Here is a 26800-nt window from a genome sequence, read left to right on the forward strand (position 1 = left end):
CGGGTACACGTGCCTGCCGGGACCTGTCGTCCAGAGCTCGGCGACCCGCATACGCTAGCAACATAGCAACGCTCCGATCCCTCCGCTGACGAAGGCGGCGCCGACATACGGCCGAGAGGCACGTCGGGACAAGGCAATTCGCCGAATTTCGGCACGAAAGCACGCTGTAGGCGCTGGTCGGGAGCGCACGATCCGGTCGCCGCGCATCGGCTCCGGGTCGTGTTCCGCACCTGGGGGGCGTCGCCGCTCCCCTGCGGTCACGCGCGGTCGGCTACCGCACGGCAGATCACTGTTCGGGTCCCCCACCGCCGGCCAGGCCAACCGTCGTCGCGGCCGCCTGCCGCGCGTCGTCGACCGTGCATCGGCCGAGTCCGCAGGCGGTGGCGACACCGTAGGCCTCGCGTCCGGCGGCTTGCTCGAAGAGAGCGAGCGCGCGGGCGCTGTCCTCTTCGGAGTCCGGGGAGACGACACCGGCGATCACTTTCCAGTCGGGATCGAGTTTGCGCAGTGGTGCGTAGAACCGCGGGTCCAGCGGCGCCGGCTCGGCGCCGTAGGCGCACGGGATGTGCACCGGCGGCAGTGGTGTGCCCTGTTCACGCAGCAGCCGTGCCGTGCGGCCGAGCAGCTTCACCGCCGGAGTGAGGGTGCGCGGGGTGAGCAGGCTCTTGTGCTGATAGTCGCCGTAGCACAGGTGCACGATCGCTTCCGCGCCGATTCGGTGCATCCGGCCGAGGAAACCAGCGAATTGCCGCGCGACGAGCGGTGCCAGGACCCACTGCGAACGTAGTCGTTCGGCCTTGACCATGCTCAGCAGTGCGATCGGCGACTCCAGCTGCCAGACCACGCGGTCACCGTACCGTTCGACGACCTCGGTCATCTCCTGAATCACCGCTTCGGTGAACACCGGCAGCTGCCGAAGCGCGCCGACCACGAGCCCGGAGCGCCGCACGGCGGGCCAGACGGGAAGCCCACCGGAGACCGCGGCGCCTGCGAAGACGAACATCGCCAGATCCAGCGGACTGGGTTGGCTGATCTGGACTTTCGTTCCGGCCAGCTCCGGACGGTCGCTCCGCAGCGATTCGAACGTGTCCACGACCTGGCCGATCCGCTCGACCCGGTCCATCGAGACGTGCCGCGGCTCCAACGTGCGCCCGGATCTCAGGCCGTAACTGGGGAAGTCGCTGTAGTCGGCGTACTCGCCGGGGCGGACGATCTCGAAGACGTCGGCATGCTGCTTGCGCGTGCGCAGATAGTCGAGAATCCAGTCCGGATCGAGATCGCAAGGCACGGCGGTCACCGGCCGTCCCTCGCTGTGGTCGGCAAACCATTGCATGACGGCACGATCACCCGTCATCAGCTCGGCAGGCAGGCTGCCGACATAATGCGCGTATCTGGTCATCTGTGGCTCTTCTGTTGTCTGGACGCGCGATCCGCGACCCGGGAGCATTCCCGTTACGCCGATCGGTAGCTGTGCAAGCGTACACGGACACGCCGGAATCCCGCACCCCCTGATGTTCCCACGCTATCGACCAGCGGATGAACGTTTCCGAAGCCGTTCGCCGTCGCGGCAGGTGCTGCGGTGGCCGAGTCGGCCAGCCACTGCGGACCGGGACCTGTTGTGTGCCAATGGCTTAACCCCATGCTTCGATGCGAGCCCCGAACGGCGGCGACTACCGCGACAAAAGCACCGGACGAACCCAACGCCCACCAGACCCGGCACAGCGGTCACTATTGCGCTGACTCCAGCAGGCGTGCAGCCGATACGGGGTGCTTGCCGGCATCGTTCGGTGATCGGCAAAGTCGCGGATCACGCACCCTTCGGCTGCACAGCAGCAACTTCCTCGCACAACACTGACCCGGGGTCGGCACCGGTCACCGTAGTCCGGGGCGACCGACCGCAGCAGTCCGCGCCGCGTCCTGGACGAATTGCGGCGAGGCATTCCGAAAATTTCCCACGCGCAGGCGTATTCGCGGTCTACCATCGGTGTCGTCCGAACCGATTTGCTGGATAGGACAATTCGACGGCGCCTGGTCCGTATCGGCGTCGTGTCGTGTTATCGCTTTGCTGTGCACCACTGATCAGATCCGAACAGACGCAGACCATCGACAGCGTGCTCGTCGATCGTCTCGGTATCCATCTCGGGGGTGAGGGCCACGCATGACCATCGAAACGCCTGTCGGGACAATTCCGGCTCGCCTGGTAGCCGCGACCCGCTGAGCGTCTCGACCGGCTCGCGGGATCGCGTGATGTCTCGTCGGCAGCGCTGAGAGCTTTCCGATCCGAGCATGATTCGCTCGGGATGACCAGGTCGCCGCAGTACCGCTGAGCGCAGGCGCATCGATCGACCTCGGACACGGCGATGCCCGGAATTCATCGAATCCGTAGTGCGACAAGCGCTGCGGTACGTCGCCGACGCGGCGGTCGCGAGAACCACTCAGACAGAATGGAGTCCCCGCATGGCCTTCGAGTTTCTCGTGCCCGCTCTCACCGCACTGGTCGCGGTGGTCGTCTTCGTGGCGGGGGATCGCCTACATCCGAAGGCATGGCGGCACACCGACGACGACACCGTCGGCGCGCTGGTGCTCAACTTGATCAACACGATCTTCATGGCGGTGGTGGCGTTCATCGTCGTGATCGCCTGGCAGCAGTACGACAACGCGCGCAATCACACCATCGCCGAAGCCAAATCGCTCATCGACACCTACTGGGCCGCGCACAGGATGCCCGAACCCGACCACACGCGCATCCAAGGACTGGTGCGCGATTACACCGAGCAGGTTCTCACCGCGGAATGGGCCGTGATGGCCGACGACGGTCATCTCAGTCAATCCACCCAGGACACCCTCGATACCCTGCGCGACGCCGTTGCCGTGGTGAATCCGGCCGATCCCGAGGTCGACACACTTCGCACCAGTGCGCTGACCAGCCTCGACGCGGTGGCGCAGGCACGTGCCGATCGCGCGCTGGACGCCGGTTACCGCGTTCCCGGCTTCCTCTACCTGGCCATGTGGATCTGCACGGTCCTGCTGCTGTTCAGCGTGGTCCTCTCCGGCGTCCAGGTCACCAAGCGCACCGTCGTGACAACCGCGCTGCTCGGCGCCATCGTCGGCGTGGTGATCCGGGCGATCTACAACCTCGACGAGCCGTTCTCCGGTGGGAACGTGGTCCCGAAGGAGGCCTTCGAACTCGCACTGTCCCGGTACCAGCACACGACGTGATCTTCCGGCCGGTTCCGACTACGACGAGGCGACTGCACATGCGACGCGAGCGAAACACATCTCGAACACCGAGAATGGCCAAGGGATTGGCCGCTGCGATGCTGCCCCTGACCATAGCGGCACTCGTGGCCCAACCGCTGGAAGCATCGGCGGAGGCACCGCCGTGGCCGCCTTTCGGCGACCTCGCCACCGGGAGTGCGGGGACCGGATCCGAGCCGGTGGGCGCCTTCGCGGGCGGTGGTTCCAGCGACCGCCCCGCCACATCGTCCGGTAGCGCCGCTGCCGAAGGTGAGACGTCCGGTGGGTCCCTGAGTCTCGGCCCGATTCGGCTGCCTTCCGGCAGCGCCGGCCTCGTCGCCACCGGCAGCGCCGGGACCGCCGGCGCTCGCGGCGGTCCGCTCGCCACCGGCGATGCGGAAACCGGCGGCGCGGCACGCCCGGCGCCCCACTCGGACGTCACGGCGGAACGACCGGCCGCGACGCCGGGAGTCGACACCGGCAGCGTCCAGCTGGCGTGCACCGGCAGCGCCGTGACGGGCAGCGCGTTGCTCCTGCTCGGGCTCGCGACCGGCAGCGGTTTCGGCTCCCTCGTACCTGGTCTCATAGGCCCCGGATCGAGTGGATCGGGCGTGGGCAGCGCCGCCGCAGGCAGTGCCGCTACCGGCAGCGCAGTGCTGACGTGTCTTCTGCTGCTTCCCACCACCCCGCCCCCGCCTATGAGCCCCCTCCAACTCGGTCCGCCTGCCCCGGAACTCCCTATCGTTCCGGCTCCCGCAGCTGCCCCTACACCGATACCGCCGCAGGCCGAACGTCCCCTACCCGAGCCGCGCCCTGCCCCACAGAACCGGACACGCGGACGGGACATCCAACCCGCCGAACCGGCCCCCGACCCGGCCGTCTGGAACCTCATGAGGCTGATGACAGTGCTGGTGGTCACCGTCATCACCGTCGTCGGTATCCGCCTCGCACCCGGCCCCAGACGAACCCGTTAGATCTCCGATCCGCGCAAGGATGGTGCGGGTGCCGAAACAACCGGCACCCGCACCGTCCTCACTACTCGGAGTCCCTCCGGCACACCTCAGCGGGGCGCCATCCGGATGGCGCCGTCGAGACGGATGGTCTCGCCGTTGAGCATCGGGTTCTCCACGATGTGGCGCGCGAGCGCGGCGTATTCGCTGGGGTCGCCCAGGCGCGAGGGGTGCGGGACCTGAGCGCCGAGGGACGCGATGGCCTCGTCCGGCAGCGTGGCGAACAGCGGAGTGTGGAACAACCCTGGCGCGATGGTCACGACCCGGATCTTGATGGCCGCGAGGTCACGCGCCACCGGCAGGGTCAGGCCGACGATTCCACCTTTGGACGCCGAGTACGCCGCTTGCCCGATCTGGCCGTCGAAGGCCGCCACGGACGCGGTGTTGATGATGACACCGCGCTCCTCACCCACCGGATCGGTCTTCGCGATCCGTTCGGCGGCCAGCCGGATCACGTTGAAGGTGCCGATCAGGTTGACGTTGACGACCTTGGTGAAGTCCGCCAGCGGGAACGCCCCGTTCTTGCCCACGGTCTTGATGGCATTGCCGATACCCGCGCAGTTGACCGCGATCCGCAGATCGCCCAGCTCCTGCGCGGCGTCGAGGGCCGCCGTGACCTGCTCCTCGTTCGTGACGTCCGCCGCCGCGAAGACCACGCCGTCGCCGAGTTCTTTGGCGACGGCCTCGCCGGAGGACGACGGCAGGTCGATGATCACGACCTTCGCTCCCTTGCCGTGCAGCTCCCGCACGGTCGCCAAGCCCAGTCCCGACGCACCACCGGTCACGGCCGCGACCGAGTTGCTGATCTCCATCCCACTCCTCTTCTCCGGGTTGTCGAACGACAGCGCGAAACGCCGTCCGACTGGTCCGCGCTGTCACCCCGACACGGGGAGCCAGGCGCCGTGACCAATCGAGACACGGCGACAGGCTAACCGTACGGGCAGCGCTAAGTAAACAGTCATTCTCCTTCGAATCGATACGCCGGTCGTCCAATGTCACCCGAACCCCCTGCAAGAGCGCGGAAATCGTCGTGATGGCAAGCTGTTGGTTATGGCCGATATTCGCCTGGACGTCTCCGACGCCATCGCCACCATCACACTCGACCGCCCGCGGCAGCTCAACGCGTTCACCACCGCGATGGGCGCGGAGCTGATCGATGCCTTCGACACCTGCGACCGGGACGATCGAATTCGCGCCGTGATCATCACGGGCGCCGGACGCGCCTTCTGCGCGGGCGCGGACCTGTCAGCGGGTGCGGAGACCTTCGTCGCGGGCGACCAGGACGCCGCGGAGTCCTTCCGCGACAGTGGCGGCGAGGTCGTCCTGCGCATGTTCGAATCTCGCAAGCCCATCATCGCCGCCGTCAACGGCCCCGCCGTCGGCGTCGGCATCACCATGACGCTCGCGGCGGACTTCCGCATCGCCGTCGACACCGCCCGCATCGGGTTCGTCTTCAATCGACGTGGCATCGTTCCCGAGTCCTGCTCCAGCTGGTTCCTGCCCCGGCTGGTCCCCATGCAGACCGCACTGGACTGGGTGTACTCGGGCCGCCTCGTCGACGCGAGCGAGGCCCGCGAAGCGGGATTGTTCTCCGCGCTGCATCCGGCGGACACCCTGCTCGACGAGGCGCGTGCGCTCGCGCGCCGCGTCACCGAGCATTCCGCGCCGGTCTCGGTGGCCCTGTCCCGGCAGATGCTGTGGCGCAACCTGGGCGCCGAGCATCCGATGATCGCGCACCGCATCGAGTCCCGCGGCATCTACCACCGAGGCGCGAGCGCCGACGCCAGGGAAGGCGTGACCGCCTTCCTGGAGAAGCGCCCCGCGCGCTTCCCCGACAGCGTCGATCGCGACCTCCCGGACCTTTTCGGCGACGATCTCGCGGTCCCGCCGTTCCGGCCGTGAGTCTCTCGGCGCTGATCACCGACCTGTCGGTGCGTCAGGATCCGTCGACGGTGGCGAGGAACTCCCGCAGCAACGCGGTGATCGCCGTGGGTTGTTCCAAGCTGCTGGTGTGACCGCAATCCGCGATGGTGTGCAGGCGCGCGCCCGGGATCGACGCGGCGATGCGCTCGGATCGCGCGGGCGGCGTCGCGCTGTCGTCGGCGCCGACAGCGACGAGCGTCGGCATCGTGATGGCCGCGATCTCGTGTTCCACCGAAGCCCGGTCGGCCACGCCGAGGACTGCCCTGCGAACGGCGGCACGATCACAGCGCCGCAGGCGTGCGGCCCACGCATCGATGACGGGCCGATTCGCGGGGTCGGCGCGGAAACTCGGCCCGAAAAGGTGCGGTTCGATCCTGCCCAGCACCGGTTTCGCGCCGAACAAGCGCAACGCGAGCGCGAGCCGCTTGTACTCCCCGATCTTGCCGGGGTCCTCCGGCTCGGCGCTGCTGTCCAGCAACGTCAGTGAGCGCAGCAGCGTGCCGTGCCGCGCCGCGATCCGCTGCCCGACGAAGCCGCCCATGGACAGACCGACCCAGTGCACCGGAGCGATCCCGAGTCGCCGGATCACCGCGACGGCGTCACCGGCGAGGGTGTCCATGTCGTAGCCGTGAGCCGTCGCCGGGGTCGCGCCCTGGCCTCGCCAGTCGATCGCGACGCAGCGATAGTGCTCGCGCAGCACCTCGATTTGCGGCTGGAACATCCAGCCGCCGAACAGCAGTCCGTGACCGAACACCACGGTGGCCGCCTCCGGGCGGTTGCGCGGCGTTCCGGTGTCGGTATAGGCGATCGGCACGCCATCGACCGTTATCGTGGGCATGAGTTCGTCCTGCTCCGAAGAATCGCGCTACACCGAAATGGACAGTTCCGCGGGTCCACGCACGTTGATCCGTCCGTTCCAGCGCAATTCGTCGATGGTCGCCTCGGGGAACCGCCGCACGAAGCGAGTGAAGACGGCCCGTGCCTCGAGCCGGACCAGCGCCGCGCCCAGGCAGTGATGGATGCCCGCGCCGAAGGAAAGGTGCTGCTGCGCGTTCGGCCGGTCGAGGCGCAGCTCGTCGCCGTCGACGCCCCAGAACTCGGGATCGCGATTGGCGGCGCCGACGCAGGCGAGCACCAGGCTGCCCGGCGGAATCACCGAGCCGCCGATCGGCATGGACTCCACGGTGATCCGGCGCATCAGTTGCACCGGGGTGTCGTATCGGAGCAGTTCGGCGACGGCGTTCTCGGCGAGTGCGGGGTCTTCCCGGAGTCGTCTTGCCTGCCCGGGGTGGCGCAGCAGGGCGAGGATGCCGTTCGCGAGGTGGTTCACGGTCGTCTCGTGGCCCGCGATGTAGAGCAGCATGACCTGGGCGACCAGCTCGTCCTCGCTCAGCACATCGCCATCGTGTTCGGCGGTGATGAGCCTGCTCAGCAGGTCGTCGCCGGGTGCGGCGCGTTTCCAGCGGACCAGGTCGCCGACCATGGCGAACAGTTCCTGGTTGGCGGACCGGACCTTGGCCTGCAAGGCGGGATCGGGCAGTGGTTCCAGCGCCAGCACGAGTATCGCGGTGAGTTCGCGCAGCCTGGTGTGCTCGACCACCGGGACGCCCAGCATCTCGGAGATGATCGCGAAGGGCACCGGGAACGCCAGTCCCGCGACCACATCCGCGGTGCCCGCCTCGGCGATGCGGTCCAGGGCGGCATCGACGAGTGCCTCGGCCCTGGGCCGCAACGCCTCGATCGCGCGGGGTGTGAACGCCTTGGCGACGAGGCGGCGCAGGCGGGTGTGATCGGGCGGATTCCGGTCCAGCATGGACAGTCCGCGCATCATGCGGTTTTCCTTTCCGAGCTCGCCGCTGTCGCTTTTCCAGGTCGGCAGACGGGTCAGATCCTGTTCGTCGACCGACTGCGCCGACCGCTGCAGCGCGGCGGCATCCTCGTACTTCGACACGATCCAGAATCCGAGCGGGTGCTCGTGCACGGGTGCGGCGGCCCGCAGCCGGTCGTAGTGCGGATAGGGATTCTCGGCGAAGCCCGCGGCGAACGGATCGAACACGAAGCTGTCGGTGGTCACGGCCACTCCTCCTGGTTCACGAGTTGACCAGTTTCACGTTGCGCATGGTGACAAGTGCCGTGGCGCACAATGTTTCGTCCTCGTCGCGGACCGAGAAGACGTCCGTGGCCGCGATGGTGATGAGTACTCGTGGCGACGCATCCACAGGAAATGCGAATGCGCCAGGCCGCGCAGCGTTCCGCGCAGACCACCGCCGGAAAGGTTCGGCGAGTGCGGATCTCCTTCGCGATCGCTGTATTCGTGATGCCGCCGATGCAGGGCCACCCAGGACACCACGCCACCCTGTCCGGCCATCGAGCCGAGCACCGCCAGCACCGCGGCGACCCACGGCGCCGCCGTGAACGTGCGATGGGTGAACAGCCGGTGGTAGCCGACGGTCACGCCGAGGCCGGTGGCCAGCCACATCGAGAACAACAGCAGGAATTCGGTCAGGCCGAACGGATGCACCCGGAGAAAGGCGAACGCAAAAGCCGTGCCGAGAATCGGCAGAATATCGAATAGCAGGAAGTGCCGACGTTGCAGCCGATGAATGTAAGGACTGCTGATCGTCTTCCTGCGGGGTTCCGGCTTCTCGCCGTTCGGATCACTGTCTTCGGCAATCACTCGACTACACCTCGTCGGTCCAGGGGCCCGATCTCGCCGGCGGGACCGCTCGACCGTAACCCCGCCGGCGAGAGGAACTTCGGCAGAGCAAGAGCCCCCGATCGTGGGATCGAAAGCGTCTATGTCACCACCACGCCACGACGCGCAGCGGAAACGAGCCCATCCCGCGCACCGGCGCAGGCAGTGCGACGAGTCTGGCGCCGGTGCCGGGGAGCGCGTCCAGGTTCGTCATCTGCTCGATGATCGGGATTCCCGCGCCCAGCAGCGTGTGATGGCACGGACGTGTCGGCAACGACGTGTCGTCGACGTCGAGCGAGTCGATGCCCACCAACGCCACATTGGCGGCGACCAGCGCATCGGCGACCTCACCGATCAGGAACGGATGCCCGGGCTCCCGGTACGCGGCCGAACCCCACTCGGCCGACCAACCGGTGTGCACCAGCACCGCCTTGCCCCACAGGAGCGCGGGATCACCGAGCAGGTCGGGGCCCACCGCGCGCAGTCCCCGCGCGCGGATAAGGACGATCGGCACGTTGAACAGCCGTTCCAACGGCAACTCGGCGATGTCGGCGCCTTCGGCGTGGAAATGGTAAGGCGCGTCGATGTAGGTCCCGGTGTGGCCGACCATATCCACGCGTGCGATGTCGTAGGCCATGTCGATCAGCGGCGATCGGTCGCGCGCCACGGCCGTGGTGACGCGTGGTGCGGGCAGGCCCGGATAGGTGAGCATGCCGTCCGAGACCGGATGCGACAGCTCCACGATCGCTCGGCTCATACCTGGGACGCTACCGGCCGATCCCGTGCCCGTACACGGAGTCGTCGCGGGGCCGGACGCGGTGAAAGCGCCGATCGCGATCGGCACATGCGCGTCGCGCCGAAGAAGCGCAGAATGGACACCGGAAGGTCATCATGCGAGCGCTACAGGGCCTGCTCGGCGTCGTGCTGGGGATCCTCACGGCCGTGCTCGGCACGGTACTGGGGCTGGTCGCGGCCGTGCTGTGGCTCGTCGGCGCGATCCTATGCGTGACGGTGATCCTGCTTCCCCTCGGTCTGCCGGTCACCAAACTCGCCCGCCGCCTGTTCACCCTCTCCCGGCAACTCATGCATCTGCCCTGACGGCCGTCGCCGCGGGTCGGTCGATCAGGTTTCGTATGGCTTCGATGACGGGGCCGGGCATCTCCTCCGGCAGGAAGTGTCCGCACCGCACGGTCCCGGCGCGAAGATCGTTCGCCCATCCCGACCAGATCGATAGGGGATCGAACGGAAGCACGACCTCGCCCGGATCCTGCCAGAGCGCGGCGACGGGCATGGTCAACCGGCGGCCCGCACGACGATCGGCTTCGTCGTGGACGTTGTCGATGGAGGCGCTGGCCCGATAGTCGGCGCACACCGCGCGAACGGCGCCGGGCGCGCGGCCAGCCGCGAGGTATGCGGCGCGGGCTTCCCCGGGAATCGCGCCGGGTATCCGGCACCAGTCGTCGAGGAAGTGCCCGAAGAACAGATCGGGGTCGGCTCCGATCATGCGCTCGGCCACGTCGGAAGGTTGTGCGAGCAGGTACAGATGGAAGGCGAAGATGCCGGAGGTCCCGTGCAGGGTGGACCACATGTCCGCGGCGGGCAGCACGTCCAGAATCGCGAGATGGCTGATCGCGTCCGGGTGGTCCAAACCTGCACGGAACGCGACCAATCCTCCTCGATCGTGTCCGGCGAGCGCGAATCGCTCATGGCCCAGCGCCCGCATGAGCCCGATGATGTCGGCGGCCATCGTCCGTTTCGCGTAGGTGCTGCCATCCGGCTCGCCGACGGGCTTGTCGCTGTCGCCGTAGCCGCGCAGATCAGGGCAGATCACCAGATGGTCGCGAGCGAGGTCCGTCGCGACGTGCCGCCAAGCGAAATGGGTCTGCGGAAAGCCGTGTAAGAGCACGATCGGGGCGCCTGCTCCGGCCATGGCTACGTGGAGACCGATATCGCCGACCGTCACGCGATCGTAGGCGAATCCAGCAATCCTGTTGCGCATCTCCCGGACAGTAGGACATGGCACCGACAAGCTCTGGGCACGTGCACTGGTCGAAAACCACTGCGGCGCTGTCGATCGTCAGCGAGAACTGAGATCCCCGGCTTATCGCGTGCGGCCGAACAGTAGCCGCTATCGGGAGCGGCTAACCCCGCCGGGATGCGGGAACAACAACGGTGCGAGAAAACGCCGGGCGAACTCCTTCGCCGCCGCGGCGTCGGCGAGCGGGAGCGCGCCGCGCGGATTCGAGATGAACGACATCGTCAGGCGGACGAACAGCTCGGCGACCACCTCGGCGTCGAAGACGCCCAGCTCGCCCCGCTTCTGCCAGTGCACGATGAAGCGCGCCACCAATGCCCGTCCCTGCTCGATGAATTCGTCACCGGTGAGGAAACGGGTGAGTTCCCCTGCCGCGGACGAGACGCGAAGGCTGCGCGTCAGCAACCGGGGGGCCTTCGCCTCGCTCACGAACGCCGAGAACATCTCCGCCAGCGCGCTGACCGGACCCGCCGAGCGCTGCACCGCCTCGGCCACGATGATCCCGACCCGTTGCGACTCGGCCATGAGGGCGTAGCGGACCAGCGCGGACTTGGTGCCGAAACGGCGATAGACCGTGGCGACGCCGACACCGGCCTGCTCGGCGATGCGGACCATGGTCGTCTCCTCGAAACCCACCTCGGCGAAGCAGTCGCGGGCGGCCTCGACGATGCGGCGCGATCGGGCGTCCAGCGCGGCGAGATCGGCCCATACATCGCCCACCGCGGCCAGAAACTCCGGGACGGTCTGGTCACCGCCGCGTCCCTGCGGGCGCGTGGCGGAATGCGGTTCGGCCGGGCCCACGTCACCCGCGGTCTTGTTCCGCCTGGTGCTCGTCTCGGGCTTGCTCGAATCGTTTCGCTGCGCCCTCATCGGCGTGAGCCTACCGCCCGTCCCGTGCGGCGCCTCACCACCACCGTCGGCTCTTCCGCGTCCCCGCATGCGGGGACCCGTTCACCACGTCCACAAATGATAGTCTTGAAGCCATATCACTATCACCCGTAGTTCAGAGGTGACCCATGACGACGAACGCAGAGCTGCCCGTTGTTTCAGAGCCCGGCGTCGGCGCGGCGCCCTTCGATCGGGTTCGCCCCGAGGTCCTCGCCGAGTTCCGCAGGCATACCGGCAGCGTGCTGTCGGGCGTCTTCGCCGGCGCCGCCTTCGACCAGGTCGCGCTCGTCCCCGTCGCCGCCGCCGTCGACCGTACCGGCCGCTTCGCCGCGAACTTCGCCGATCGTGGCGTACGTTCGAGTTTCTCGGCCCTGCTGGCGATGTGGGGCGACCCTGCCGACCGGCTGGCCGAGGCCGAGTGGCTCAAACAGCGCCACCGTGACGTGCACGGCCGGGGTCGCGGCGACTATCACGACGTCCGCTACAGCGCCCTCGATCCGCAGACGTGGATCTGGGTGGGGGTGAGCGGGATGTTCGTCGCGCTGAACACCTTCACCTACTGCACCGGGACGGTGCTGCGCCCGGAGGAGAAGGAAGCCGCCTATCAGATGCTGCGCGAGGGGTTTTCCGGGCTGGAGTTGGCGGCGCGGTCGGGCAAGCTACCCCCGGACCTGGCGTCGGCGACCGAATACTACGACGCGATGGTGGAGCGGGAGCTGTCCTCGAACCCGTTCCTGGTCGAGCAGTTCGCGGGCCTGACCCGGCTCCCGTTGCCCACCCTCGGGCTGCCGCAGCTCGTTCGCACCGTGCTCATGCCGTTGTGGCTGCTGCTACGCCCTTTCACCGGTCACGTGATCCAGGTGTGCTCGGCCGAGGTCATGCACCCCGGCGTCCGCCGCATGGTCGGGTTCGAGCTGAAGCGGCGCCACCACCTCGAGTTCGCCGTGTACGTCCGTGTGCTGCAAGCGGCATGGCGTCTGCTGCCGGATCGGTTGCTGCTGCTCCCGCTGGCCTACAACCGCCTGCGATACGAGAAGCTCGTCCGCTATCACCGCAAGTACGCGCTGGACTCCTTCGCGCCGCCCCCGGGCTCGACGGGCGGTTGCCCGGCCTGAGACGGCCACTCCCCGCCGGGGGCAAGGCACGCCGCACCGCACCGGAAGGCATACCGGACTGGGTATGCAGGTGTCGAAGCTGGTGCTTGCCAAGGTGATTCAGCGGATCCGGCGGCACGGCTCGGCGATTCACCGGCTCGGGCAGGCGGCGCGGCAGGTAGCGTGTGCCGATATGGCGACCCCCTTGGCGTACACGGCCACCTACTCCCATCCGGCCGACGCGCTTCGCGCGGCGCTGGCCGACGAGCGGTACTGGAAAGACCGCGTCGAGGAGGTCGGCGGAGTTCTCGTGGAGTTCGATGCCGCCGAGGACCGTTTGCACGTGCGAATGGTGCAGACCATAGCGGCGGCCGAGTTGCCCGGCGCCGTCACTGCGGTGCGCCCCGAGGGTCTGGTCGTCACCCGCACCGAGACCTACACCCAGGAGGGCGGCAGTTTCGACGCCGACGTCGAGGGTGTGCCCGCGCGGGTGAGCGGCACCGTCCGGCTCACCGAGCAGGATGCCGCCGCGGTGGCGGTCGTGGACGGCGCGGCCGAGGTGGGGATTCCGTTGTTCGGCAAGAAGATCGAAGCGGCCGTCGTCGCACGGCTGGTCGACATGCTCGCCGCGGAAGCGGAATTCACCGATACCTGGATCACGAACCACTGACACGTCGACCGGCACCCGGAGTCGATCGGGCAGTCGATCGGGCATCAAGGATCACGCGGGGGCGGCCACCTCACCGGTCTCGTGCTCTGTACCGGTCGCGGTCCGACGACCCAGCGCCGGCGCGATCAACTCCACGGTGTCGTGCAGGATCTGCTCGTAGTCGGCGCGGTGGAACTCGTACGGAAGCTCCAGTCGCAGTTCCGAAGTCTGCGCGAGCACCGGATCGGCCCGCAGCCGATCGATGATCTCCTCGGCGGGCCCGACCAGGTCCGGGGCGAACAGGACGCGCCGCGGCCCCTGCGGCCCGAGGGTGCGCTCGCGCCTGCTCTCCGCGTACTGCCGGTACCGCTCGCGAGTCGCGCGGTCGGCGCAGTCGAACGGAACGATCACCCGTCCCACCGCGACCCGGGCGGGCCGAGCCGGATCCACCAGTCCGCGGTACTCGCCGATCAGGCTCGACTGGGTGGTGGTGAAATCGTCGCTGTGCTCGCCGAACACGATGTTCCCCGTCAGGAGGTTCAGCCCGTTCTCCCCTGCCCAGCGCACCGAACGGGTGCTGGCCCCGCCGTACCACAGCCGGTCGATCAAACCGGGATTGTGCGGCTGTAACCGCGGCCGCTGGGTGTTGCCCGGGGAGTGGATCACCGTGTCGGCGTCACCGAGATAGTCGCCCCGCAGGTTCTCGATCAGCCGGGCGATCCGTCCGTAGGAAAGGTCGTAGGTGCGCCAGTCCCCGTCGAAGACCAGGCCGCCGAGCAAGTCGGCATGCGGCGGCGTGCCCGCACTGAAACCGGCTTGCAACCGGCCCCGCGACAGCACATCCGCCAGCGACAGATCCTCGGCCAGCCGGAACGGGCTTTCGTAGCCGATGGGAATCACGGCCGTGCCCAATTGGATTCGACTGGTGCGCTGACCGGCGGCGGCCAGGAACACCGCTGCCGACCCGACGCCGTGCTCGAGATGACGCTGCCGGATCCACGCACCGTCGAAACCGAGGCTTTCGCCGTACTCGAACAGCCGTAGCGTGTCCTCGAGCCCGGAGTACGGATCGTCGTCGGGATAGTTGCCCGGCGTCAGGAACGACAACGTCTTGATCCGAGGTGTCGTGTCGCTCATCGGTTCAGCCGCGCTCGTACGGCAGCTTCTCACCGGCTTCGATCGCGACCGGGAGCCGGTTCTCCGCGGGCGGCAACGGGCAGGTCGCCAGGTCGGTGTAGGCGCAGGGCAGATTCGCGGCCCGATTGAAGTCCAGATCCACCGAACCGTCGGCATCCGGCGGCGACAGCTGCAGCACCCGGTTGGCGGCGTATGTGGTGACCCCGGAGGTTTCGTCGGTGAAGAGCACGGTCAGGGCGCCGGGGTCCTTGCCGGGGAAAGCGGTCAGGCGCAGCGGCCGTCCGTCCAACTCGAACTCGACCTGCCCCGGCGCGTCGTAGACGTGTTCCAGTCCTTCGACAGCGGCGCCGACCGTGGTCGGCTGCGGCTCCGGGAAGGCGACATATCGCCCGGAGACCACCCACTTCGGGTGCGGCGCGTAGGCGGGCGTGCCGCGAAATGCCGTGCGCAGCGGGTTGTCCGGGTGCCGTGGCCGAACGATGTCGTGCCCGCCGCGCTTGGCGACCTCGATCACCGCGTCACCCCAGACAGCGTTCACGCCGCCGCGTTCGGGGATGACCCCGAACACATGCCGTCCGCGCACGGGTTTCCCGTCGACCACCAGCTCCTCACCGTCGTCGAGCACCACCGTCACACCGTCGGCGCCGGTGGACCAGGCACCCGGCGCGTCGGAGAATCGCTGCGGCGTCTCGGCCAGCCAGTGCAGATCGGTGATGGCCAGGAATCCGTGCGGGTCGGCCAGTCGCGCCTCTTGTCCGCGGTGCCAGTCCTGCCAGTCGGCGACGAAGGCGTCGGTCGGAGTTGCCGCGGCGGCCTGCGCTGTCATGTGGTGCTCCTCATCTGAAGCCGTGTCCGCCCCGGTTCGGTGCATGCAGTCCCCACGATTCGAGCCGAGACGTGCGACACCGCTCCGGACGACGAACGGAGGTGATACCGGATTCAACCGCACGTGCCCGTGCGCGAACAGAATTGCGATCAGCCCGAACCCAATCGCCGCTCATGGAGCATTCATCTGGTCGTGTGCGCACCGCCGTTGACGTGAATCGTCTGGCCCGTGATGTGCCGGGCGTGCGGGGAGGCCAGGAACTCGATCAGCCCGGCGACGTCATCGGGCTCACCCGCGCGTTTGTCGTGCGTGGAGTCGATCAACCAGCTACGCCGTTGCTCGCTCAGTTGCCCTTGGAAGAAATCGGTGTTCTCGATGTAACCGGGCGCGACCGTGTTCACCGTGACACCCTTCGGCGCCAGTTGCGCCGACAAGCCGGCCGACCACGCCGCCAGCGCCGCCTTCGCGGCGCCGTAGGACCCCGCGGCATACTCCGCGCCGATCGAGCCGACATTGATCACCGCTCCACCGGGTCGCAGCCGCTCCCGCAGCGCCGAGGTGGTCAGGACCGCACTCAAGAGATTCGTCGACAGGTTCGCCGTCCACTGCTCGGCCAACTCCGCCAACAACACCGCGGCGCCGTTCCCGACGACGAGATCGGTGTTGCCCCCGGCCATGTTCACCAGCACATCCACTTCGGGCCCGACCGATTCGGCGAACCGCTCCACCTCCGTTGGAATCGCCGCATCACAAACGATTCCCCGCACTCCGAGTTCCTGTGCCGCCCGCTCCACCCGTTCCTTCGAACGCCCGGTGATCACCACGTCCGCCCCGCCTTCGGCGAACCGCTGAGCCACCCGGCGTCCGATTCCCCCGCTCGCACCGGTGACGACGACCGTTCCGCGCATTCTCATCTCCTCTCGGTATATTTAGCGCTAAATGTACCGAGGGGAGAGACTTCCGGCAATGACGCACGAAGCACACGACGAGATACCGTCGGCCGCCCGGATAGCCGCGGCATGGCGCCGCGAACTGCCCGGCGCGCGAGTCGAGTCGATCGAGATCCTCACGCCGCTGTGGCGAGTCGCCAAACTCCTCACCGACGAGCGACAGCGCACCCTCCAGCGGCTCGGCATCGATGAATCGACCCTCGACCTGCTCAGCACCCTGCGCCGATCCGGTCCGCCCTACCAGCTGACCACCCGCCAGATCGCCGCCCGCAGCCTCGTCACCGCGGGCGCCGTCTCCCAGCGCCTCGCCCGTGCGGAAGCGGCCGGGCTGATCACCCGCGAACCGACCTCGACCACCCGGCGCGGCGTCCTGGTCTCGCTCACGCCGGACGGCCATCGCCACATCGAACAGGTCGTGCCCGCCCTACTAGAGCACGAAACCGCCTTCACCGACCAACTCGCCGCCGACGAACGCACCGTGCTCACCGCGGCTCTGCGCACACTCGAGGCGGCGATCCGATCCGCCGAACCGGCATAGACCCCCGCGCCGACTCGGTCAGGCGCCGGACAGATCCGCGGACAGGTCGCTGATTTCCACGACCGGCCCGGCTCTGACCCAATTCGCGCGAGGCCGGATCGAGGATCGCACTGCGGTAGACGGCGAAACCGCGCACAGCGTGCCGGAATACGTCCGGCGATTGAGCGAACACGGTCCACCAGTCGCCGGGTGTGGCATGGATCGTGCCGTGATCGACGGCGGGATCCTTGCCGGGGCCGAACAGCCGGTCGTAGAACAAGAGGATTCGTTCGATGTGATTGCTGACACGTCGCCTGTCAAGGCTCGATCCGCCGACCCCGGCACCAGGGCATTCGAGCGGAGCCCCGGTGCCGAGAAGACAGCGTCAGAGAGGTCGCGGCTCCGGTGTTCCGGCGTGACCGCGCCACGCCGCACGTGGCCCGATGCCGTGGAATCGCCCGCTCCGCAGCGAGTCGGCCAGCGCGTCCTCGACAGAGGAGTGAACGGGCCGCAGGGCGTCGAGGTCGAGGACGGCCACGACGCGGGCCACTACCAGCCGGTCACCGACCACTCGCAGCCGGATGCCCCGGCGCAGGCATGCCTCGGATTCTTCGGCCAAGATCAGCAGCGAACGGCAGGACATGAAGCCGAGACCGCTCGCATCGATCACGATCGACCCCGGCGCCGCGGTGGTCGCTCCGGCCTCGTATAGCAATCGCCGCCACGCGGGCAGCGTGTAGGCATCGACTTCACCATGGACGTGGACGACGGTCGCGTTGCCGCGGTGTTCGATGGTCGCGTCCAGTCCGAGGAGGGCGTCTTTCCACCCGTCCGACGAGGGGTGGGCGGCGCCGCCGAGACCGTGCAATTCTGTGCTCATAGGGCACTCGATTCATTTCGCGCCTAGCGCGCTCGATACCGGCCCACCCTGCATCCTCAAGACAGACCCGTCCCTTATTGCTAACAGAGACATGCCCATCTGTACAGCGGTGCGGATCCGAGCGGTTACCTGGACAGGTCGTGGGACGGGCTGCGGCACCTGTTGGAGTCGGCCGAGGCGGGAGGCCGCGCGCTGCTCAAGCAGGCGCCCAACTGCGGAACCGATCGACGGCGACCCGTCACGGCCGGATAGGAACAGCACGTAGCCACGCCGGGCCGTCACGGATTTCCCATGGCCGCACGCCGATCGTATGAGCGGTTCCTGCCGACCGTGAACGCTGACATTTGTTCAAGACGAATCTTCGGTCGCCCAGCAAGGTAGTCCCTGTACGGACCGTCCGAAGGAGAACCAATGGCTGAGACCAGCGCCGCTGCGGCGTCGAGTCGGTGTTCGGATCCAGATCCGAAGTGGCAGTGGAGTTTCGGATCGAAGATGCCCAACTGATCGGCGATTTCAGCAAAAAGGGAGGCATACTCGTGCGGATCCTCATCTCCGGTGCAAGCATCGCCGGACCGGTGCTGGCGTACTGGCTCACCAGGCACGGCTTCTCCGTCACCGTCGTCGAACGCGCGCCGACCCTGCGCAAGACCGGCGGCCACGCGGTCGACCTGTTCCGGCCCGCGATGGACATCTCGCAGAAGATGGGCGTGCTGGCGCGCATCCAGGAACGGGCCACCGGCACGAACCGGATGACACTCCACCCCGAAGGCGCGCGGCGGCCCGCCAGCGTGGATCTCGCCAAGATCTTCGGCGCCACTTCCGACCAACACGCCGAGATCATGCGCGACGACCTCAGCGAGATCTACTATGACGCCGCCTCCGACGACGTCGAATATCTCTTCGGCGACTCGATCACCGCGATCTCACCCGAGGGCGAGGTACGGTTCGAGAAGTCCGCGCAGCGCCGCTTCGACCTCGTCGTCGGCGCGGACGGGCTGCACTCCTCTGTGCGCCGCCTGGTCTTCGGCGAGGAATCGCGCTTCAGCGCCTTCGCCGGGGCCTATCTCGGGGTGATGACCCTGCCCGGCGCCTACGGCTGCGACAGCGAACTCCACATCCACGTCGGTGTCGGCCGCACCGCAGGTATCTACGGTGTACGCCACCTCGGCGAGGCGCGTGCGTTGTTCCTGTTCCGCAGCAACCGCGAACTCGACTACCACCGCCACGACGTGTCACGGCAGAAAGAGCTGCTGCGTAAAGCATTCCACGGTTTCGACACCGACGTGGACCGCTGGCTCGACGAACTCGACCACACCCCGGCGTTCTACTTCGACTCCATCACCCAACTCCGCATGGACACCTGGTCCCGAGGCCGGGTGACGCTCGTCGGCGACGCGGGCTACTGCCCCGGCCCGGCCGTCGGCGGCAGCACCACGCTGGCCGTCGTCGGCGCGTACGTCCTCGCCGGAGAACTCGCACGAGCGGGCGGCGACCACGAGCGCGCCTTCCCCGCCTACGAACACGCGATGGCCGAACACATACGCGGCGGCCACGCCGTCGCGCTCAGCGCAGCCAAGACCCTGATCCCCACATCCCGCCTCGGTGTCTCGGGACTGGTGCAGGCCACCCGACTGTCATCCGCCCTGCCCGCAGGCCCCGGCCGCGCCTTCCTCCGCCTCGCCACCAAAAGCACACGCGTCTACAACGCTATGACCGTCGACGACTATCCACCACCGCCCACCGCATCAGGAGGCCTGGGTGGCGACCCGTTCAGCCCTCGGACGTCAGACCCTCGAAGGTCAGGGTGAGCAGACGGCGAGCATGGTCGGCACGCCGTTGCCCGCGTCTGCGGTCGCGGGGACGAGGGTCATTAATTCGGTCACCTCGAGATCCGCGTGTACGACGGCAGGCTCGTCGAGCACTGGATGGTCGCGGGACCCTTCCAGGCGGCCGGATAGGCGACAGAGCGCGAGCTACGCGCGGGCGAAGTTCGCCCTGCGCGGCGCTCTCAGTAGAAGACCGGACCCGGGACGCCGCCGCCGACCGCGATGGCGTCGCCGGTGATCGCGATACTGCGGGGTGACGCGAGGAAGGTCACCACGTCGGCGACTTCCGCGGCGTCGATGACCCGGCGCAGCGTATTCTTCGCCAGCTCGGCTTCGAGTTCGGTGACCGTATTCCCCGACTCCTCGGCTTGCGCGGTCAACCGCTGGGTCAGGCGTTCGGTCCTGGTCAGCCCCGGATGCACGACCGTCACATTGATGCCCTTCGGACCGAGCTCGTCCGCCAAATTCTTGGTCAATGCCGAGACGCTGATGTTCCGAATCGTCTGGGCGATGGAATTCGCCTGGCGCGCACCGAGTCCACTGATGTTGATGATCCGGCCCCAGCGCTGCTCGACCAGATGAGGGGCGACCGCGCGGGCGGTGCGCAGATATCCGAGCACCTTGATCTCCACTTCACGCCGCACCACATCGTCGCTGGTGGCCGCCAGGTCGGCGCTCGCGCCCGCACTCCACGGCGTGGCGGCGGAGTTCACCAGGATGTCGACGCCGCCCAATTCGGCGACGGTGCGCTCCACCAGCGCCTCGACCTGGCCGTCGTCGCCGGTGTCGGTCGGTATCGCGACCACTCGCCGGCCCGTCTCCTCGGACAATGTCCGGGCAGCGGCCGCGAGCGGTTCGGCCGCACGCGCCGCGATCACCACATCCACACCTTCGTTGGCGAGCCCGCGAGCGACAGCCAATCCGATCCCTCGGCTGCCGCCGGTCACGATCGCGCGTTTTCCATCCAGATCGAAATTCACCAGGCTGACGCTAACAAGCCTGTCGATCCCGGTAACCGATCCCGCTCGACATGATCGGAACTACGCGCTGCCCCGCGTCTATTTCCGGTTCTTCCGGGGCGCGGCGAAGCTCAGCCGTTGCCGTAGACGCGATCCGGCGAGATCAACACCACCGCCCGGCGCTCGGCGGCCATCACTCTGTCGTACTCGTCCCAATCCTCGTGCACGCCACCGGCCGCGGTGAACACCTCACGCAGCAGCAACCGCAACCGCTCGGCATCGACCCCGGGGGCCGGGTCGTCCGGACCGGCGATCCACACCGGCCCCTCGGCGGCGCACCATTGCCAACCGACACGGACCACGATCGTGGCACGCGCCCGGGCCCGCAGGTTGTCCAGTTTGCGCACGCCGCCGCGTACCACCATGCCGACCACGTCGGCACCGGTCGCCGGGTGTCGCAATACGCCGGCGTTGACCAGCGACGACTGGATCGTGTTGTCGGCTCGAAGGGTGGAGACGACGCAAAGTCCGTGGTCACCGGCGATCAGCCGGGCGAAGTCCGCGAGATCGGTCACGCCGAAAGTCTACGTACTCGAGCGGGCGCGGGCCGTCGGTAACAGCGAGTTACGCAGTGCCGCTGATATTTTCCGCACAACCCGCTCGGAAACACACCCGGCCACGCCATGCGCGCGCCGTGGCAGTGCTTGCTCCCCGGGCTCAGAAATGATCGCGGCTCAGAGTCGGCCGACGATTCGTTCGGGCGTGACCCGGACGACGACCATCGGAGTATCCCCGTAGGTGGCCGCGGCTTCCGGATTGTGCTCGCGATAGGTCTTGCCGGTGTACTTCAGCGCCAAACGATCCCGTATTTCGAGACCGCCTTCGGTGGACAGGGTCGCGGTACCGTGGATCGCGGCGTAGGTGTAGGGCTGCTCGGGTGGGTTGACCAGCACGCCGACTCGGGCGTCACGGCGCAGGTTGCGCTCTTTGCGACTGCCCTCCCCCACGACGAAGAGGACATCGTCCCCGTCTCGCAGTATCCACACCACCGATTGATGTGTGCTGCCGTCGGGCTGGATCGTGGCAACGACACCGAATACGGGCGAGTCGAGGACCTGCCGCAACCTGGCCGGGGAAATGCCCGACGCCGCCGACTGCAACCGTCCGAGCAGCTTCGTCGTCTCGCCGTACAGCCGCGCGGCCGCGGCGGCGTCGAACTCGGGTCCGTGCACGTCCAACGGCTGTCCCTGCGCGATCGCGGTCAGCGCCTCGACCGGCGGATCATCCAGTACCGCGAGGATCGGGCGGATGGCCTCGTCGATCGGTCGTGCGGTGCGGCGCATCGTTTCGATCCTGGCCGCCATCTCGGCGTCGTAGTCGCCGGACAGGGCGGTATTCACCACCCCCGGATGCACCAGCACGTATCGCACTCGCGCCGACACCGGCCTGCGCGCGAACTCGATGCCGAGCAGATCGTTGAGCTGACCGCCCTGCGCGAGCGCGTGCAGGCCGTGGTAATCGCGCTCGAGACCCAGGTCGTCCCAGCGGATCTCGCCGGTTCCGCTGCCCGGACCGGCCACATTGACGATGACCGGGTTCGGGGCGGTGTTCAGCAGGTCGATCAGTTCGTAGCTGAGCACGAATCGGCTCAGGTAGAACAGCGCGAAGGTGTATTCGAACCCTTCCGCGGTCACCAGCCGATCGGACCGGTAGTGCCTGGCACAGAGCACCAGGGCATCCACCGTGGTGAAACGGGTTCGGATGGCGTCGACGGCGGTGCGGGTCGCACCGATCGAACTGAGATCCGCGGGCACGAAATGCGCACGGTCGCCCGCCCCGAGCTCCTCGGCTGCCGCGAGAAGGCTCTTGCCTTTCTCGGCGTCTCGCCCGACGACCACGACGGCGTCTCCAACGGCAAGCCGCTTCAGGGCGACAGCCCGGCCGATCCCATCGGTACCACCAACGACCACAACATATTTCATGACACAAAGTTAACCGACTAGTTCAAATAAGTCATCTTGACAGTACTGCTTATCACACTATTTGGTTCAATGAAGCCGAACTACAGAACGAGCAGAGATCGGTATACACATCAAATTGGTTTGATGTAATGTGGGCGAGGTGGGTACCACGGATCGAGTGCCGGTTCCGCTGCTGATGCGCATGACAGCACATCCGCTGCGGTGGGCGTTGATGACCGAGCTGGCGGCGAGTGATCGCCGGGTGCGGGAGCTGGTGCAAGCGGTCGGGGAGCCGCAGAATCTGGTGTCGTATCACCTACGGCTGCTGCGGTCGGCCGGGTTGATCGACGCGCGCCGCAGCAGTTTCGACGGCCGCGACAGCTACTACCATCTCGACCTGTCCCGGTGCGCGGCCGCATTCGGTGACGCCGCGGTTGCTTTGCATCCGGCGCTGGCTCCGTCCGGCCGCCCATGGCCGAAGGACTGTTCGGTGTTGTTCCTGTGCACCGGTAACAGTGCCCGGTCGCCGATGGCCGAGGCACTGCTGCGGCACCGCGTGACCGGCGTCCGGGTCGCCAGCGCGGGCAGCCATCCCAAACCGCGGATCCATCCGAACGCGGCGCGGGTGCTCCGGGAGGACTACGGGATCGACCTGGGTGCACAGCGACCGCAGGCGCTCGATGCGGTCGCCGACCGCCGCTTCGATTACGTGATCACGTTGTGCGACAAGATCCGCGAGGTACCCCGCGACCACGGCCGCGCCGTCGCGACGCATTGGAGCCTGCCCGATCCGGCCACGACCGGCGACACCGACCGCGCCACATATCCGGAGTTCCGTCGTCTCGCCGCCGAACTCGACACCCGCATCGGGTTCCCACCCATGCCCACCGCCATGTCCTCGGCACACAACAACTAGGAGATCCAGCCATGACCACGACCGCACCGATCGAACTCGCCCGAGTCCGCTACCTCATCGACGATGTGGCCGCGGCGGTCGAGTTCTACACCACCCACCTCGGGTTCACCGTCGACTTCGACGCCTCCCCGGCCTTCGCCGCAGTGGTGCGCGGCCCACTGCAGTTGCTGCTGGCGGGGCCGAAGAGTTCGGCGGCACGCCCGATGCCCGATGGCGCTACCCCGGAACCCGGCGGCTGGAATCGTCTCCAGCTGGTCGTCGACGATATCGCCGCCGAGGCCACGCGGCTGCGAGCCGCGGGCGTCACCTTCCGCAACGACATCGTCGACGGCCCCGGCGGGCAACAGGTGCTCCTCGAGGACCCCTCCGGCAACTTTGTCGAACTGTTTCAGCCCGCGCCCCGCCCGACAGCACGCTGAGAGCATCGACTCATGCCGGTCGACAAGCTCGCCGCTGGTGTAGCGGCCACCGATGGTCACCGCGGGCCGCGGTGGCGTGATCCGCGGCTGATCGCCGTCGTGCTGCCGCCGGTCGTGTTCGTGGCCGGCGCGGTACTCGTTCCGCACCTGGGTGCCGACCAGATCCGCAGTTGGGCACAAGAAACCGGTCCGTGGCTGCCGCTGGTGTTCTTCACCGCGCACGCCGCGGCGACCATCGTCCTGCCACGGATCGCGTTCACTCTCAGCGCCGGACTGCTGTTCGGTCCGGTCACCGGCGTCGCCGTCGCGATCGCCGCGACCACGGTCAGCGCGGTCGTGGCGTTCCAGCTCGTGCGCGTGGTCGGCCGCGAAGCCGTCGCGGCCCGGCTGCTGACCCATCCTGCGGTCGCCGCGGTCGACCGGCGCCTGGCCCGCCGCGGCTGGCTGGCGGTGGGGTCGCTGCGGCTGATCGGCCCGGTGCCGTTCGCGCTGATCAACTATTGCGCCGGCCTGTCCTCGGTCCGGCTCGCGCCCTACCTGGTCGCCACCGTCGTCGGCGTGCTGCCAGGAACGATCGCGGTCGTCGCGCTCGGCGACGCTCTGACCGGGCACACTAGCCCGGCCTTGCTCGCGACCACCGTGGCCTGCGCCGCGATCGGAGCGGCTGGACTGCTCGTCGATGCCCGTCTCGGCGCCGACGAACCAGTAACGAACGCGCCTACGACACCGGCAGCCGGCGCTACCTCCGATCCAGCCTGCTCATCCGCGGTTGCGCCGACAGCTGCAATTGCCCGGTCCAGCTGTCGGTTTCGTGTGCGATCACCTCGTTGACCCGGTAGGAGAAATCCCGCAGCAGTCCCATCCTGCGGTCGATCTCCCCATTCGAATTGGCGGGCGCGCGGGAGACCGAAGCCCACTCGAGTTGGAAGTCGCACAGCATCGCGTTGATCGACTGCGCGCTGCGGATGTCGCGCGCCCACGCCGTCGAGACACCGAAGAAACGGTCGCATGCCGCGCTTCCGGCGGCGCAGGCGAGCAGGATGTATCCCCAGCTCGGGTCGATGGCGTGGACTCCGGCGGTGGTCAGCAGGGGCACCAGGATTCCGAGTAAGCCGAGCACGATCATCGCCGCGGTGAGGGCTAGGCTCGCCCGCCGCTTCGTTAGACCGTCCCGCGAATACCACTCGCGCGCGTCCATGGCGTACGCCTCGACACGTTGGAACAGCCGGGCAAGGGTCTCATCGGAACTCGACCAGTCGGCGGAGCGGAGGTCCAGCGAACGCGGTACTCCGAGATCCTGCGAGCGATCCCCGCCGATGGGCGATCGGTGCTCTGTCACGGCCCGTACTGTATCTCGCCTACGGCTCCAGAATCACCTTTCGGCCGTTTGCCAGGCGGCCGGAGCGGCGTCGGCAACCCTACTCGGCACGTCCGATCGGCACCGCCGGATGCACCGTTTCATCTTGTGCGGCAAGGTTTTTCAGCTCGCGGCTAGATCGTGGACTGATTCCGCGTCGACCGCGCCGAGGTGTTGCGATGCGTGGATCGACGAAAGTTGCGACTTAGTAACGGATTCGGGCGACACGTGGTCTCCAGGTAAGTCGCCGGTCAATTCCGGCACCGCTGCCGGAAAGATTGCAACGGCACCGAATCGGACTGTGCTACAGATCTTTCGACGGCCGCCTGCGATGCGGACGAACGGCGCCGCACCGATCGCTGTCCGACGTCGGCAGAATGCACCGAACTCTTCCCGAACGCGGTAGTCCGTCTGCTCGAATGTTCACACAGACCTGGAAGCCGAAGTGCCGGGCGAAGGGTGGGGTGGCCGGGTGAGCCGATCTCCATTTCCGCACCTGCGCCCAGGCGCCCCACCGAGATTTCAAAATCGCGCTGATCGCAACCATTCTCCGAGCGTTCGGCAGCTCTTAACGTCCGGATAACCCTGCTGCCTACCGTGCGTGAGGCCGACCGCAGTCGGGACCGCCCTGTCCACCCGGGTTCCCGACGGCGAACCCTTGTCCTCGAGTTCGGAGCGAAGTGCAGCCAACGCCGTGGTCAGCAAAGGACACTCGACTCGAGCGAGAACCGAGCGCGGCGCCGGGACGGCACGGCGAATTCCGTGCATCCCTGTCGGCGTTGCGGGGCCACTGGGGCTACCTGTGCGCCGTGGCCGGCAGTATCGTCACGCTGATCCTGCTGTTCCAGCCGTGGCTCAGGGCTGTGGGCGCCGACGGCAAAGCCAGTGCCGATGCCTTCGGCCGGATCACCGCGACCACTTCCTACCTGAACGTCTGGTCGTCGTCGCAGCCGCCCACCGCGCGGATCAGCGGCGCCCTGGCACTGCTGTCCGCGGGCGCGATCGTCCTCACCGTCTGCGTGGTGGTGGTGAATCTCCGGCTTCGCACCGAGGTCCTGTCACGCACGGCGACGGCGTGCGCGGTGACGAGCGCGGCGCTGGTCCTGCTCACCGTGCTCTACGTCAACAGCAAGGCTCCCGAGCTGCGCGCCATGCTCGCCCGCTCCACGGACTTCGGCGGGCAGGTCGGCATGGTGACGAGTTGGGCGTTCGGCAACGGCAGCCTGATCGCGCCGGGAGTCCGGCAGGTCTCCTACAACACCGCGGGACTCACCCACTGGGCTCTGCTCGCAGGTATCACTTCGCTGGGCTCGGCCGTCATCGCCGTCGCCCAATGGGCCTACAACCGTCCGGCCACGGCGCTGCGCCTGCCACGCCGTACGGCCGGTGCGCGTTCCGGCGAACCGGCCGGACGCGTCGAGTGAGCAGGCCCGCGGGCCACCTCACGCTCCGCTGACGCCTCGATCTGCCGCCGGTCGGCACACGTGGCCGGCCGTCGCATCGGCGGCCTTCACGATCCCA

27 protein-coding genes and 1 pseudogene are annotated in these 26800 nt (G+C 67.8%); 11 read left to right on the forward strand and 17 right to left on the reverse strand.

What is annotated here, in order from left to right; genetic code table 11:
* Positions 1 to 286 precede the first annotated feature (286 nt).
* Positions 287 to 1399, reverse strand: coding sequence for a hypothetical protein (locus tag ACWESM_RS29950; protein ID WP_452494606.1), 1113 nt, complete (start codon positions 1397 to 1399; stop codon positions 287 to 289).
* A 1058-nt stretch (positions 1400 to 2457) separates the two neighbouring features.
* On the opposite strand from ACWESM_RS29950, the gene ACWESM_RS29955 reads away from it, so the two are divergent.
* A complete protein-coding gene (locus ACWESM_RS29955) occupies positions 2458 to 3219 on the forward strand; it encodes a bestrophin-like domain (RefSeq protein ID WP_452494608.1) in 762 nt (253 codons plus the stop codon).
* A 1078-nt stretch (positions 3220 to 4297) separates the two neighbouring features.
* Here the strand turns inward: ACWESM_RS29955 and ACWESM_RS29960 are convergent.
* A complete protein-coding gene (locus tag ACWESM_RS29960; protein ID WP_355074129.1) occupies positions 4298 to 5059 on the reverse strand; it encodes a 3-hydroxyacyl-CoA dehydrogenase in 762 nt (253 codons plus the stop codon).
* Positions 5060 to 5297: 238 nt separating this feature from the next.
* Here ACWESM_RS29960 and ACWESM_RS29965 point away from each other — a divergent pair, with 238 nt between their 5' ends.
* Entirely contained in the window at positions 5298 to 6149 is an 852-nt protein-coding gene (locus tag ACWESM_RS29965; RefSeq protein WP_364426620.1) for a crotonase/enoyl-CoA hydratase family protein, read from the forward strand.
* A gap of 34 nt (positions 6150 to 6183) precedes the next feature.
* Here ACWESM_RS29965 and ACWESM_RS29970 read toward each other — a convergent pair whose 3' ends face one another.
* From ACWESM_RS29970 to ACWESM_RS29985, 4 genes are all read right to left on the reverse strand, one after another.
* Positions 6184 to 7008: an alpha/beta fold hydrolase gene (locus tag ACWESM_RS29970; protein ID WP_452494611.1), complete on the reverse strand. Its 825-nt coding sequence runs from the start codon at positions 7006 to 7008 to the stop codon at positions 6184 to 6186.
* A 27-nt stretch (positions 7009 to 7035) separates the two neighbouring features.
* Entirely contained in the window at positions 7036 to 8244 is a 1209-nt protein-coding gene (locus tag ACWESM_RS29975; protein ID WP_452494613.1) for a cytochrome P450, read from the reverse strand.
* A 33-nt stretch (positions 8245 to 8277) separates the two neighbouring features.
* A complete protein-coding gene (locus ACWESM_RS29980; protein ID WP_397278002.1) occupies positions 8278 to 8847 on the reverse strand; it encodes a fatty acid desaturase in 570 nt (189 codons plus the stop codon).
* A 124-nt stretch (positions 8848 to 8971) separates the two neighbouring features.
* A complete protein-coding gene (locus ACWESM_RS29985) occupies positions 8972 to 9622 on the reverse strand; it encodes a cyclase family protein (RefSeq protein ID WP_355074148.1) in 651 nt (216 codons plus the stop codon).
* Positions 9623 to 9756: 134 nt separating this feature from the next.
* Between ACWESM_RS29985 and ACWESM_RS29990 the strand changes: the two genes are divergently transcribed.
* Complete coding sequence (locus ACWESM_RS29990) at positions 9757 to 9963, forward strand: hypothetical protein (RefSeq protein ID WP_355074149.1); 207 nt, start codon at positions 9757 to 9759, stop codon at positions 9961 to 9963.
* Here the strand turns inward: ACWESM_RS29990 and ACWESM_RS29995 are convergent.
* Positions 9947 to 10864, reverse strand: coding sequence for an alpha/beta fold hydrolase (locus tag ACWESM_RS29995; RefSeq protein WP_452494615.1), 918 nt, complete (start codon positions 10862 to 10864; stop codon positions 9947 to 9949). The two genes, ACWESM_RS29990 and ACWESM_RS29995, sit on opposite strands and share 17 nt — an antisense overlap.
* A gap of 129 nt (positions 10865 to 10993) precedes the next feature.
* Positions 10994 to 11770 (reverse strand): TetR/AcrR family transcriptional regulator, encoded by a 777-nt coding sequence (locus ACWESM_RS30000; protein WP_452494617.1) that lies wholly within the window; start codon positions 11768 to 11770, stop codon positions 10994 to 10996.
* Positions 11771 to 11916: 146 nt separating this feature from the next.
* On the opposite strand from ACWESM_RS30000, the gene ACWESM_RS30005 reads away from it, so the two are divergent.
* Both ACWESM_RS30005 and ACWESM_RS30010 read left to right on the forward strand, forming a co-directional pair.
* The gene (locus ACWESM_RS30005; RefSeq protein ID WP_452494619.1) at positions 11917 to 12903 is read left to right on the forward strand and encodes an oxygenase MpaB family protein; all 987 of its coding nucleotides are present in this window, start codon (positions 11917 to 11919) and stop codon (positions 12901 to 12903) included.
* A 64-nt stretch (positions 12904 to 12967) separates the two neighbouring features.
* On the forward strand, positions 12968 to 13552 hold the full coding sequence (locus tag ACWESM_RS30010; protein WP_364426645.1) for a DUF2505 domain-containing protein: 585 nt from the start codon (positions 12968 to 12970) through the stop codon (positions 13550 to 13552).
* Between the two features lie 51 nt (positions 13553 to 13603).
* Here ACWESM_RS30010 and ACWESM_RS30015 read toward each other — a convergent pair whose 3' ends face one another.
* The 3 genes from ACWESM_RS30015 to ACWESM_RS30025 form a co-directional block, all read right to left on the reverse strand.
* Positions 13604 to 14668 (reverse strand): LLM class flavin-dependent oxidoreductase, encoded by a 1065-nt coding sequence (locus ACWESM_RS30015; RefSeq protein WP_452494621.1) that lies wholly within the window; start codon positions 14666 to 14668, stop codon positions 13604 to 13606.
* Positions 14669 to 14672: 4 nt separating this feature from the next.
* A complete protein-coding gene (locus ACWESM_RS30020) occupies positions 14673 to 15494 on the reverse strand; it encodes a DUF1684 domain-containing protein (protein ID WP_397278010.1) in 822 nt (273 codons plus the stop codon).
* Positions 15495 to 15676: 182 nt separating this feature from the next.
* Entirely contained in the window at positions 15677 to 16402 is a 726-nt protein-coding gene (locus ACWESM_RS30025) for an SDR family NAD(P)-dependent oxidoreductase (RefSeq protein WP_452494623.1), read from the reverse strand.
* A gap of 58 nt (positions 16403 to 16460) precedes the next feature.
* Here ACWESM_RS30025 and ACWESM_RS30030 point away from each other — a divergent pair, with 58 nt between their 5' ends.
* Positions 16461 to 16982, forward strand: coding sequence for a MarR family winged helix-turn-helix transcriptional regulator (locus ACWESM_RS30030; protein ID WP_364426657.1), 522 nt, complete (start codon positions 16461 to 16463; stop codon positions 16980 to 16982).
* 61 nt (positions 16983 to 17043) lie between these two features.
* Here ACWESM_RS30030 and ACWESM_RS30035 read toward each other — a convergent pair.
* Together ACWESM_RS30035 and ACWESM_RS30040 are read right to left on the reverse strand one after the other, a co-directional pair.
* Positions 17044 to 17256: pseudogene (locus ACWESM_RS30035) on the reverse strand (carboxymuconolactone decarboxylase family protein); the annotation flags it as partial.
* Positions 17257 to 17346: 90 nt separating this feature from the next.
* Positions 17347 to 17841: an anti-sigma factor antagonist gene (locus ACWESM_RS30040; RefSeq protein ID WP_364426660.1), complete on the reverse strand. Its 495-nt coding sequence runs from the start codon at positions 17839 to 17841 to the stop codon at positions 17347 to 17349.
* 536 nt (positions 17842 to 18377) lie between these two features.
* Here ACWESM_RS30040 and ACWESM_RS30045 point away from each other — a divergent pair.
* On the forward strand, positions 18378 to 19649 hold the full coding sequence (locus tag ACWESM_RS30045; protein WP_452494626.1) for an FAD-dependent monooxygenase: 1272 nt from the start codon (positions 18378 to 18380) through the stop codon (positions 19647 to 19649).
* A 200-nt stretch (positions 19650 to 19849) separates the two neighbouring features.
* On the opposite strand, the gene ACWESM_RS30050 is transcribed toward ACWESM_RS30045, so the two are convergent.
* From ACWESM_RS30050 to ACWESM_RS30060, 3 genes are all read right to left on the reverse strand, one after another.
* Positions 19850 to 20647 carry an SDR family NAD(P)-dependent oxidoreductase gene (locus tag ACWESM_RS30050; protein ID WP_364426666.1) on the reverse strand — a complete coding sequence of 266 codons (798 nt, stop codon included), beginning with the start codon at positions 20645 to 20647 and terminating at the stop codon, positions 19850 to 19852.
* A gap of 110 nt (positions 20648 to 20757) precedes the next feature.
* Positions 20758 to 21201 carry a pyridoxamine 5'-phosphate oxidase family protein gene (locus ACWESM_RS30055; RefSeq protein ID WP_355074173.1) on the reverse strand — a complete coding sequence of 148 codons (444 nt, stop codon included), beginning with the start codon at positions 21199 to 21201 and terminating at the stop codon, positions 20758 to 20760.
* A 159-nt stretch (positions 21202 to 21360) separates the two neighbouring features.
* Positions 21361 to 22608, reverse strand: a complete 1248-nt coding sequence (locus ACWESM_RS30060; RefSeq protein ID WP_364426671.1) for a TIGR03618 family F420-dependent PPOX class oxidoreductase — start codon at positions 22606 to 22608, stop codon at positions 21361 to 21363.
* A gap of 139 nt (positions 22609 to 22747) precedes the next feature.
* Between ACWESM_RS30060 and ACWESM_RS30065 the strand changes: the two genes are divergently transcribed.
* Genes ACWESM_RS30065 through ACWESM_RS30075 form a run of 3 tightly spaced genes read left to right on the forward strand, consistent with a single transcriptional unit; the run spans position 22748 to position 24753 of the window.
* Complete coding sequence (locus tag ACWESM_RS30065; RefSeq protein ID WP_452494629.1) at positions 22748 to 23503, forward strand: arsenate reductase/protein-tyrosine-phosphatase family protein; 756 nt, start codon at positions 22748 to 22750, stop codon at positions 23501 to 23503.
* A gap of 11 nt (positions 23504 to 23514) precedes the next feature.
* Positions 23515 to 23922 (forward strand): VOC family protein, encoded by a 408-nt coding sequence (locus tag ACWESM_RS30070; RefSeq protein ID WP_355074179.1) that lies wholly within the window; start codon positions 23515 to 23517, stop codon positions 23920 to 23922.
* A gap of 12 nt (positions 23923 to 23934) precedes the next feature.
* The gene (locus ACWESM_RS30075) at positions 23935 to 24753 is read left to right on the forward strand and encodes a TVP38/TMEM64 family protein (protein WP_355074181.1); all 819 of its coding nucleotides are present in this window, start codon (positions 23935 to 23937) and stop codon (positions 24751 to 24753) included.
* Here ACWESM_RS30075 and ACWESM_RS30080 read toward each other — a convergent pair.
* A complete protein-coding gene (locus ACWESM_RS30080; RefSeq protein WP_355074183.1) occupies positions 24662 to 25261 on the reverse strand; it encodes an SLATT domain-containing protein in 600 nt (199 codons plus the stop codon). The genes ACWESM_RS30075 and ACWESM_RS30080 overlap by 92 nt on opposite strands.
* 827 nt (positions 25262 to 26088) lie before the next feature.
* Between ACWESM_RS30080 and ACWESM_RS30085 the strand changes: the two genes are divergently transcribed.
* Positions 26089 to 26703, forward strand: a complete 615-nt coding sequence (locus ACWESM_RS30085) for a hypothetical protein (RefSeq protein ID WP_452494632.1) — start codon at positions 26089 to 26091, stop codon at positions 26701 to 26703.
* The last annotated feature ends 97 nt before the right edge of the window (positions 26704 to 26800 follow it).

It is taken from the genome of Nocardia sp. NPDC003999 (assembly GCF_053604885.1).

Excerpts from the sequence above, each read along its gene's own strand:
- ACWESM_RS29950 (WP_452494606.1), bottom strand. The coding sequence starts at position 1,399 with ATGACCAGATACGCGCATTATGTCGGCAGCCTGCCTGCCGAGCTGATG.
- ACWESM_RS29955 (WP_452494608.1), top strand. The coding sequence starts at position 2,458 with ATGGCCTTCGAGTTTCTCGTGCCCGCTCTCACCGCACTGGTCGCGGTG.
- ACWESM_RS29960 (WP_355074129.1), bottom strand. The coding sequence starts at position 5,059 with ATGGAGATCAGCAACTCGGTCGCGGCCGTGACCGGTGGTGCGTCGGGA.
- ACWESM_RS29965 (WP_364426620.1), top strand. The coding sequence starts at position 5,298 with ATGGCCGATATTCGCCTGGACGTCTCCGACGCCATCGCCACCATCACA.
- ACWESM_RS29970 (WP_452494611.1), bottom strand. The coding sequence starts at position 7,008 with ATGCCCACGATAACGGTCGATGGCGTGCCGATCGCCTATACCGACACC.
- ACWESM_RS29985 (WP_355074148.1), bottom strand. The coding sequence starts at position 9,622 with ATGAGCCGAGCGATCGTGGAGCTGTCGCATCCGGTCTCGGACGGCATG.
- ACWESM_RS29990 (WP_355074149.1), top strand. The coding sequence starts at position 9,757 with ATGCGAGCGCTACAGGGCCTGCTCGGCGTCGTGCTGGGGATCCTCACG.
- ACWESM_RS29995 (WP_452494615.1), bottom strand. The coding sequence starts at position 10,864 with ATGCGCAACAGGATTGCTGGATTCGCCTACGATCGCGTGACGGTCGGC.
- ACWESM_RS30000 (WP_452494617.1), bottom strand. The coding sequence starts at position 11,770 with ATGAGGGCGCAGCGAAACGATTCGAGCAAGCCCGAGACGAGCACCAGG.
- ACWESM_RS30005 (WP_452494619.1), top strand. The coding sequence starts at position 11,917 with ATGACGACGAACGCAGAGCTGCCCGTTGTTTCAGAGCCCGGCGTCGGC.
- ACWESM_RS30010 (WP_364426645.1), top strand. The coding sequence starts at position 12,968 with ATGCAGGTGTCGAAGCTGGTGCTTGCCAAGGTGATTCAGCGGATCCGG.
- ACWESM_RS30015 (WP_452494621.1), bottom strand. The coding sequence starts at position 14,668 with ATGAGCGACACGACACCTCGGATCAAGACGTTGTCGTTCCTGACGCCG.
- ACWESM_RS30020 (WP_397278010.1), bottom strand. The coding sequence starts at position 15,494 with ATGACAGCGCAGGCCGCCGCGGCAACTCCGACCGACGCCTTCGTCGCC.
- ACWESM_RS30025 (WP_452494623.1), bottom strand. The coding sequence starts at position 16,402 with ATGCGCGGAACGGTCGTCGTCACCGGTGCGAGCGGGGGAATCGGACGC.
- ACWESM_RS30030 (WP_364426657.1), top strand. The coding sequence starts at position 16,461 with ATGACGCACGAAGCACACGACGAGATACCGTCGGCCGCCCGGATAGCC.
- ACWESM_RS30040 (WP_364426660.1), bottom strand. The coding sequence starts at position 17,841 with ATGAGCACAGAATTGCACGGTCTCGGCGGCGCCGCCCACCCCTCGTCG.
- ACWESM_RS30060 (WP_364426671.1), bottom strand. The coding sequence starts at position 22,608 with ATGAAATATGTTGTGGTCGTTGGTGGTACCGATGGGATCGGCCGGGCT.
- ACWESM_RS30070 (WP_355074179.1), top strand. The coding sequence starts at position 23,515 with ATGACCACGACCGCACCGATCGAACTCGCCCGAGTCCGCTACCTCATC.
- ACWESM_RS30075 (WP_355074181.1), top strand. The coding sequence starts at position 23,935 with ATGCCGGTCGACAAGCTCGCCGCTGGTGTAGCGGCCACCGATGGTCAC.